The 8,417-nt window shown below is 34.0% G+C and carries 6 protein-coding genes, 1 riboswitch and 1 other annotated feature; of the genes, 4 read left to right on the top strand and 2 right to left on the bottom strand.

All coding sequences use genetic code 11. The annotated features are described in order from the left end of the window. Positions 1–162: 162 nt before the first annotated feature. Positions 163–828: a hypothetical protein gene (locus FC72_RS10885; protein WP_057767463.1), complete on the bottom strand. Its 666-nt coding sequence runs from the start codon at positions 826–828 to the stop codon at positions 163–165. 90 nt (positions 829–918) lie between these two features. After that, positions 919–1,011, top strand: a riboswitch (SMK box riboswitch). Between FC72_RS10885 and metK the strand changes: the two genes are divergently transcribed. Continuing rightward, positions 1,009–2,205, top strand: a complete 1,197-nt coding sequence (gene metK, locus FC72_RS10440; protein WP_057767461.1) for a methionine adenosyltransferase — start codon at positions 1,009–1,011, stop codon at positions 2,203–2,205. (Overlaps the previous riboswitch by 3 nt.) A gap of 70 nt (positions 2,206–2,275) precedes the next feature. Then, entirely contained in the window at positions 2,276–3,745 is a 1,470-nt protein-coding gene (locus FC72_RS10435) for an MDR family MFS transporter (protein ID WP_057767459.1), read from the top strand. On the opposite strand, the gene FC72_RS10430 is transcribed toward FC72_RS10435, so the two are convergent. Beyond that, positions 3,671–4,339 carry a phosphatase PAP2 family protein gene (locus FC72_RS10430; RefSeq protein WP_057767457.1) on the bottom strand — a complete coding sequence of 223 codons (669 nt, stop codon included), beginning with the start codon at positions 4,337–4,339 and terminating at the stop codon, positions 3,671–3,673. The genes FC72_RS10435 and FC72_RS10430 overlap by 75 nt on opposite strands. A gap of 56 nt (positions 4,340–4,395) precedes the next feature. On the opposite strand from FC72_RS10430, the gene FC72_RS10425 reads away from it, so the two are divergent. Together FC72_RS10425 and leuS are read left to right on the top strand one after the other, a co-directional pair. Further along, positions 4,396–5,610, top strand: coding sequence for a glucosaminidase domain-containing protein (locus tag FC72_RS10425; RefSeq protein ID WP_057767455.1), 1,215 nt, complete (start codon positions 4,396–4,398; stop codon positions 5,608–5,610). Continuing rightward, positions 5,611–5,817 (top strand) — a binding site (T-box leader). A gap of 53 nt (positions 5,818–5,870) precedes the next feature. Beyond that, on the top strand, positions 5,871–8,291 hold the full coding sequence (gene leuS / locus FC72_RS10420) for a leucine--tRNA ligase (RefSeq protein WP_057767453.1): 2,421 nt from the start codon (positions 5,871–5,873) through the stop codon (positions 8,289–8,291). The last annotated feature ends 126 nt before the right edge of the window (positions 8,292–8,417 follow it).

The raw sequence follows: 8,417 nt of genomic DNA, 5'->3' as shown, positions 1-8,417 counted from the left end.
CAATAATAGAAGTGCTTTTATTTTATTGTCTCAAAAAATAGTTGCAGTACCATCCGATTTTAGATTACTGGGCTCTTTTGTTTTAAGCGGAAAAAGCTATGTTTTGTTGCACGTTTATGCTGCATGTTTAAGAAAAAAATAGTTTTGTTCCTGACTCTATTTTTAGATTAGTAATAAGATATTTCCAATTAAACGATAGACTAAATTTGAAGCTGAAATATGTTTGAATTCTTTCAAAAGTGTAGATGCTAATACAAAAATTACTATTGTTATAGCGGTAATGAGACTGATGTAGTTAAGTAGGAACAAGATCAAAGTCAAACCGGCTAAGGTAATTAATTGGATAAAGTCACTTATTGCACCTTCAAAGTAAATAATTAGAACTGCGGCAATATTTATTAGTAGCAATGGGACAATGAAGTTTACTGAAATAAAATGTGCATAAGTATATGCAATAGCAATTGAAGTAAAACTTGGGATAATAAAGTCATCAATTAAGGTTTCTAATATATGGTATTTTTTTGAGATATTTTTGGTTAAATATAAGAAGACCAATTGGACAAAAACAAGTATTATCACATTAATATTCAATGTTCGATATGATATTAACGCCAAAATGAAAAAACAAACGGTGTACAAACCGTTAAAGTAAAAATTAGGCTTTAACGTTCTTACATATTCTTTATAAAAAGCAACCATTGCGACCATAACTATCAAGTAAAAGTTGATTGAATAGTTGTTAAGATGATGTGTGAAAAGAAAGCTTATGGGAAAAATATGATAGCTGACAAACTCCAGCAGAGCAACGATTAATTTGCGATTATTCATAGAGACTCCTTTACGTATAAAAATATCTTAGTGTAGAAAAACTTGCACGTCAATTCAACTTTTTCCTGAAAATGTAGAAAAGATGTGTTAACCTATTAAAAGGTTCCTGATGGGATCCTTTTTTTATTTCTGGGAAACTGGATAAAAGGAGAAGCCCTGTAACCGAAAGGTGGAAAAAATATGTCAAAGAATTACTTATTTACTTCTGAATCAGTCTCAGAAGGACATCCCGATAAAGTTGCTGATCAAATTAGTGACTCCATTCTCGATGCTATCCTAGAAAAGGATAAAAACGCTCGTGTAGCCTGTGAAACAACTGTTACTACTGGTTTAGTTTTAGTTGTTGGTGAAATATCGACTACTGCATATGTTGATATTCAAAGTGTCGTTCGTAATACGATCAAAGAAATCGGTTATGACGGAACTAACCCAGGTTTTGATGGTAACAGCTGTGCTGTACTTGTTGCTTTGGATGAGCAATCTCCTGATATCGCCCAAGGTGTTGATGACGCGCTTGAAAAACGTGGTAATGATAAAGATTTTGATCCATTAGATCAAATTGGTGCTGGAGATCAAGGCTTTGTTTTTGGTTTTGCTACAAACGAAACTAAAGAATATATGCCTTTACCAATTTCTTTAGCACACAAATTAATGCGTAAAACAGCTGAAGTTAGAAAGAATAACACTATTGATTACTTGATGCCTGATGCAAAATCACAAGTTACAATTGAATACGACGAAAATGATAAACCAGTTCGCGTAGATACAATTGTATTAAGTACTCAACATAAAGAAGAGGCAACTCTTGAACAAGTTCAAAAAGATATCAAGAAGTATGTTATTGATGAAGTTGTACCAAAGAACTTAATTGATGATAATACAAAATTCTTGATCAACCCAACAGGTCGCTTTGTTATTGGTGGACCAGAGGGAGATTCTGGATTGACTGGTAGAAAGGTTATTGTTGATACATATGGCGGTTTTGCTCGTCATGGTGGTGGTGCCTTTTCTGGTAAAGACGCAACTAAAGTTGATCGTTCTGCAAGTTATGCCGCAAGATATATTGCTAAGAATTTAGTTGCTGCTGGTGTTGCTGATAAGTGTGAGATTCAAATTGCTTACGCTATTGGTGTTGCAAAGCCAGTTTCAATTCATGTTGATACATTTGGAACAAGTGATTATTCAGAAGAACAAATCGTTTCATGTATCAATAAGTATTTTGATTTAAGACCATTAGGTATTATTAAGATGCTTGATTTACAAAGACCAATTTATAAGAAGACGGCCGCATATGGTCACTTCGGACGTACAGATATTGACCTTCCATGGGAAAAACTTGATAAAGTTGATGACATCAAGAGTTTCTTAAAGGATTAGTCGGTGATTACAGAGGCGTTCTTTAAAGATAATTCTTTAAAGAATCCTCTATTTTTTTTGGAGGAAATTAATGGAAAAAAAACAATCGCATGTTTTAGTAGTCACTATTGCTGTATTCATAGCAACGTTTATGACTGCTATTGAGGGAACAATCGTTTCGACCGCTATGCCAACCATCATTGGTAGCTTGCATGGTGTTAGTTTGATGAACTGGGTTTTTTCAATTTATTTATTGATGACAGCCGTTGCAACCCCAATTTATGGAAAATTATCAGATATTGTCGGTCGAAAACCAATTTTTATTTTAGGACTTGTTTTATTTGTCATTGGGTCAACTTTATGTAGTATGTCTAATTCTATGTTTACTTTGATTTTAGCTCGTGCTGTTCAAGGTATTGGATCAGGCGCTATTCAACCATTGACGTTTACGATCATTGCAGATATTTATCCACTAGAAAAACGAGCTAGAATCTTAGGATTAAACGGTTCTTCTTGGGGAATTGCCGCAGTTATTGCCCCATTATTAGGTGGATTTATTGTTGAAAAATTGAGTTGGCATTGGGTATTTTTGATTAATTTACCAGTTGGCTTAATAACGATTTCTTTGATTTGGTTGTTCTTTAAAGAGGAGAAAAGAGAACACGATAAGATCAAAATTGATTATTCTGGAACTATTTTATTAGTAGCTGTTTTACTACCATTGATGTTGGCATTACAAAACATAGGTGTAGGATCTGCATTAGTTCCGTTAGGATTAACATTAATTTCAATTATTGCCGTAATTTTATTTATCATTGTTGAAAAACGAGTAGCAGATCCAATTTTGCCTTTGAATTTATTTAAGAATAAAACTTTCGTAATTCAAAATGTTATTGCATTATTAGTTAGTGGATTTTTAATTGGATTTGAAGCTTATATTCCAACTTGGATGCAAGGTATTTTAGGATTAAGTCCTTCAATGGGTGGATTTGCCGTTACGCCAAGTTCAATCGTTTGGATATTTGGATCGTTTTGGGCTGGTCATTTAATCAAAAAAATGGCTCCAAATCGCATTATTTATATAAGTCTGTTTTTCCTATTAATATCAGGTGGTGCTTTGATACTAGCAACATCTACATCCCCATTTGTTTACTTCTGTGCTTTAGCAGCAGTTGCAGGATTAGGTTTTGGATTAACCATTACTACTACTACAGTAACGGCCCAAACTGTTGTCCCATCTGAAAACGTCGGAGTAGCCACGAGTTTTAATACGTTGTTAAGAACTATTGGTCAATCTATGATGGTATCGATCTGCGGTGTTGTTTTAAATACAGCATTAGCAAAAGGGGCAGCCGAGAATAAAAAAATAACCGTCGATATGATGAATCAATTAATTGATCCACAGACCGCCAGTCAGTTGCCAGTAGAATTGTTGCCTAAGATGAGACAAATACTATTCTCAGGTCTTCATAATATTTATGTTGCATCAATTATCTTGCTGATTATTGCTGTGGCGATAAATGCCCTTGAAATTAGGAATAAACGAATTTTGGGTGAATAAGATATTTGTCGCAGAAATAAGAGTTGCTGCCAATAAATATCCTCCAAGAACGTCGCTAGGATAGTGAACACCTAAAAAGATCCTACTGTACCCAATAAGGATAGTGATAGCCAAACAAGTTATTCCAATTAGTACACGTAATTTTATTTCTTTAAAAACAAACCATGCTATAATAAACAGTGATATATACAATGCAAATGCACTGGCTGAATGTCCGCTGGGATAGCTAAAACCTCCAGCATAGACAAAATGATAATGGCTTGGGCGTTTTCGTTCAACTAAATGTTTTATAATGGTATTGACAGATGTTATAAGTATTTTATTTATGATCAAAAAAGCTGATGCATAATAATAACGCTTCCAAATTAAAATAATCGAAAAAATGACAACAATTAGAATAGTTTGGTTGGTGTTGCCGATGAAGGTTATTTCCTTAAAGAAAGTCAGGGACCAAATTGAATGATGATAAATAGCATTAATAAAGAAATCATCAAACGATTTGATTAGGGATGTTTGGAGTATGACATTGATACTCCAGATAATAAATGCAGTTAGTAAAATTGCTGTTAGCATTAGTTTTTTTGAAGTTTTCATATGTAAAATCCTTTAATACCTATATATTTTCGTTACACACGGGGGTACAGATTATTATGACAATTACACGTCGTCAACGTATGCTTGAAGAAAGCCGATTGACTAGATTAAATAATAAAAAGGCTAAAAGAGCAAATTTGAAAAAGAGAATGACCGTTTTGGGTGCCGGTCTTTTTGTTGGTGGAGCAGTCGCTGAAGCAAGCAATGCTACTTTACCAATAGTTCACGCTGATACTTATAGTAATAATTCAAATGATGATCAACAGGCAAGTACTGATTCAAGTTCAATCATTACGCCTCGTGGTGTTGGTGATCAAGAATTTATTGACTATATTGGTAATTCAGCACGTAAGTTGGCTCAAAATAATGATATCTACGCTTCAGTAATGATTGCACAGGCAATGGTTGAAAGCGGATGGGGTACTAATGGATTAGCTAGTGCACCTAACTATAATCTTTTTGGTATCAAAGGATCATATAAAGGTGACTCAGTTAATATGGGTACACAAGAAGATGATGGTACTGGTAGTCTTTATTCGATCAATTCTGATTTTAAGAAATATCCTTCATACAAAGAGTCTTTAGAGGATTATGTCTATTTGATCAGAGGTGGAGTATCAGGTGATCCACAAATTTATTCAGGTGCATGGAAGAGTAATACTTCTTCATATAAAGATGCAACTTCATATTTAACAGGCCTTTATGCAACTGATACTTCATATGCAGACAAATTGAACAGTGTTATTGATAAATATGATTTAACTAAATTTGATCAACCTGATAATTCAGTTCAAGACCAATCCTACGTTGTTGCTCAAGGTGATACTTTACAATCAGTAGCAAGCAAATTCAACATGGATGTAAATTCATTAATGAGTTTGAACAATGTTAAATCTGATAGTTATGTTTATCCTGGTAAGACTTTGACAGTATCTAATCCAGTTCAAGCACAAGATACAACTGATGCAATCAACGTTACTAACACAATTGATGACACAACTAAAGATTCTTATGGAGCAAATCAAGCTCCTATAATAGTTAAAAATGAAACTGATGGTGTTAAAAAGCACACTAAGAGTATTAGTGTAGATAATACTATTTCTGACAATTCGACAAATTCAAGTTCAAATGGATCTAACACTGTAACTGTTCAATCTGGTGATACTATTGATTCTATAGCTACGCAAGCAGGTACTTCTGTTGATCAAATTAAACAAGATAATAATTTAAATTCAGATTTATTAGTTGTCGGACAGAAATTAATGGTATAGTATATAACAACAAACGGAAGTAGTAAGTTTAAGAAGAATTTCAGAAAGCATGTGGTTGATGTGAACGTGTAACTTATTAAACTGAACTCGTCCACTTAAGTTTGATCACTGAACTAAAAGTAAGTGATTACGTAAATTCTGCGTTAAAGATATCGAGAGTCGCCATTTGGCGGAACTTAGGTGGTAACGCGATAATTCGTCCTATGATTTTTATAATCATAGGACTTTTTTATTGCATTGATAAATATTGGAGGAATTATATGTATTATCACAACGCTGTTGAAAAGAAATGGCAAAAGTATTGGAAAGAGAACCAAACTTTTAAAACTACAACTGACAAAAATAAGGATAATTTTTATGCACTTGATATGTTTCCTTATCCATCAGGACAAGGATTACACGTTGGTCATCCGGAAGGATATACAGCTACAGATATTTTAGCTCGTATGAAACGTGCTCAAGGCTATAATGTTTTGCATCCAATGGGATTTGATGCTTTTGGATTACCTGCAGAACAATATGCTATGGATACAGGTCATAATCCAGCTGATTTTACTGAAAAGAATATTAATAATTTTAAGCGCCAAATTAATTCACTTGGTTTTTCATATGATTGGGATCGTGAAGTACAGACAACAGATCCTAAGTATTATAAGTGGACTCAATGGATCTTTGAACAAATGTATAAAAAAGGTCTTGCTTATGAAGCAGAAGTTCCAGTCAATTGGAGTCCTGATCTTGGTACAGTTGTTGCTAATGAAGAAGTTATTGATGGTAAAACTGAACGTGGAGGCTTTCCAGTAGTAAGAAAACCAATGCGTCAATGGATGCTAAAAATTACAGCATATGCTGATAGATTACTTGATGACCTTGATTTGATCGATTGGCCAGAAAGTATTAAAGAAATGCAAAGAAATTGGATCGGTCGCTCAATTGGTGCTCATATCAGTTTTCCAATTGACGGATATGATGATAAGAAAATTACTGTCTTTACAACACGTGCTGATACTGTTTTTGGAGTATCTTATGTTGTTTTAGCACCAGAAAATGAACTAGTTGATATTATTACAACCGATGAACAACGTGCTGCTGTTGAGGCTTATAAAGAAGAAGCTTCTAGAAAATCTGATCTTGATAGAACAGATTTGAATCATGATAAAACTGGTACTTTTACAGGAGCATATGCAGTTAATCCTGTAAACGGTGAAAAAGTTCAAATTTGGATTTCTGATTATGTTTTGGCAACTTATGGAACAGGTGCCGTTATGGCGGTTCCTGCTCATGATGATCGTGATTATGCATTCGCTAATAAGTTCCATTTACCTATCAAACAAGTTGTTGAAGGTGGAGATATTTCTAAAGAAGCCTTTGGTGGCGATGGTGCACATATTAATTCTGACTTCTTAGATGGTTTACATCAAAAAGAAGCTATCGATAAGATGATTGAATTTCTTGAGGATAAAGGTTATGGAAAGAAATTTGTTAACTACAAACTTCGTGACTGGTTATTCTCACGCCAAAGATATTGGGGTGAACCAATTCCTGTTATTCATTGGGAAGATGGCGAAACAACTCTAGTTCCAGAAGATGAATTGCCACTTGAATTACCTGCTGAAGCTGATATTAAACCTTCAGGTACTGGTGAGTCACCACTTGCTAACTTGACTGATTGGGTAAATGTTGTTGATAAAAATGGTCGCAAAGGTCGTCGTGAAACAAACACTATGCCACAGTGGGCCGGTAGTTCATGGTATTACCTAAGATATGTTGATCCACATAATGATAAAGAATTAGCTGATTATGATTTATTAAAACAATGGTTACCAGTTGATATTTATATTGGTGGTGCAGAACACGCTGTACTTCACTTACTTTATGCAAGATTCTGGCACAAAGTATTGTATGATTTGGGAGTAGTTCCAACAAAAGAACCATTCCAAAAATTGTTCAATCAAGGTATGATCCTCGGTGATAATCATGAGAAGATGTCTAAATCAAAGGGTAATGTTGTTAACCCTGATGACGTTGTTGAATCATACGGTGCAGATACATTGAGAGTTTATGAAATGTTTATGGGTCCTTTGGATGCATCAATTCCTTGGTCAGAAAATGGACTTTCAGGTGCTCATAAGTTCTTGGACCGTGTTTGGAGATTATTCATTAATGATGATGATTACAGCACAGTTAGAGAAGGTTTCTTAACTGATAAGAATGATGGAAAACTTGATAAAGTTTACAATGAAACAGTTAAGAAAGTGACTGAAGATTTTGATCAATTAAGATTTAATACAGCCATTTCACAAATGATGGTCTTTGTAAATGAAGCTCATAAAGTTGATAAAATGCCAAAAGATTATGCTGAAGGATTTATCAAATTATTAGCTCCAATTGCTCCACATATGATGGAAGAATTGTGGAATAAATTAGGCCACGAAGATTCAATTTCATACGCTGCATGGCCAAAATTTGATGAAAGCAAATTAGTTTCAGATACAGTTGAAGTTATTATTCAAGTTAACGGTAAACTTCGTGATAAGGTTGAATTACCAGTTGATATGGATAAAGCAGAAGTTGAAAAACTAGCTAGAACTGACGAGAAAATTCAAAAATTTGTTGAAGGTAAGAATGTAGTTAAAGTTATTGTTATACCTAACAAGATTGTTAATATCGTAGTTAAATAGAGAGCGTGACTATACACGTTCAGCTTCCGAGTATAACGTAAAAAAGGGGGCTGTGACAAAAGTCCTAATAAAAAAGATCAGAACGTGGAAATCGTAAGATTTCCCGAACTGATCTTTTTTATTTTG

The organism is Companilactobacillus tucceti DSM 20183 (genome assembly GCF_001434665.1).
Taxonomy (GTDB): Bacteria; Bacillota; Bacilli; order Lactobacillales; family Lactobacillaceae; genus Companilactobacillus; species Companilactobacillus tucceti.
This window is presented reverse-complemented; position numbering and strand designations above follow the sequence as displayed.

What these genes read in the sequence shown, in the direction of transcription:
- FC72_RS10885 (WP_057767463.1), bottom strand. Translation starts at nt 828, where the DNA reads ATGAATAATCGCAAATTAATCGTTGCTCTGCTGGAGTTTGTCAGCTAT.
- metK (WP_057767461.1), top strand. Translation starts at nt 1,009, where the DNA reads ATGTCAAAGAATTACTTATTTACTTCTGAATCAGTCTCAGAAGGACAT.
- FC72_RS10435 (WP_057767459.1), top strand. Translation starts at nt 2,276, where the DNA reads ATGGAAAAAAAACAATCGCATGTTTTAGTAGTCACTATTGCTGTATTC.
- FC72_RS10430 (WP_057767457.1), bottom strand. Translation starts at nt 4,339, where the DNA reads ATGAAAACTTCAAAAAAACTAATGCTAACAGCAATTTTACTAACTGCA.
- FC72_RS10425 (WP_057767455.1), top strand. Translation starts at nt 4,396, where the DNA reads ATGACAATTACACGTCGTCAACGTATGCTTGAAGAAAGCCGATTGACT.
- leuS (WP_057767453.1), top strand. Translation starts at nt 5,871, where the DNA reads ATGTATTATCACAACGCTGTTGAAAAGAAATGGCAAAAGTATTGGAAA.